Genomic DNA, 257 nt, shown 5'->3' with positions numbered 1-257 from the left:
AGAAACTCAGGTAAGCGACGAATTCGTTAATCGCCAGTTTCTGCCCAATCAGGCTACCCGCAAGATTGGCATCACTCCAGTCCACACCCATGATCCACGCCAGCGGTGCCAGCACATAGCCAAAAATACTTTCCAGAGAGGCATTGGCGAAACCAAACCAGCCACCAATTCCGCCGATAATGCCGTTGATCAGCGCAATAATTGCGACAAACGCCATTACCACCGTCGCTACACCAGCGGCGATTTTCAGCCCAGTC

General features: G+C 52.5%; 1 protein-coding gene. It reads right to left on the bottom strand.

Going from position 1 to position 257, the window contains the following annotated elements; translation table 11 throughout:
- Positions 1-257 (bottom strand): nucleoside transporter C-terminal domain-containing protein (locus SB719_RS21205; protein WP_412159894.1); only part of this gene is annotated, 257 nt, incomplete at both ends.

It is taken from the genome of Pantoea sp. SIMBA_079, from assembly GCF_046940275.1.
Taxonomy (GTDB): domain Bacteria; phylum Pseudomonadota; class Gammaproteobacteria; order Enterobacterales; family Enterobacteriaceae; genus Pantoea; species Pantoea borealis.
This window is presented reverse-complemented; position numbering and strand designations above follow the sequence as displayed.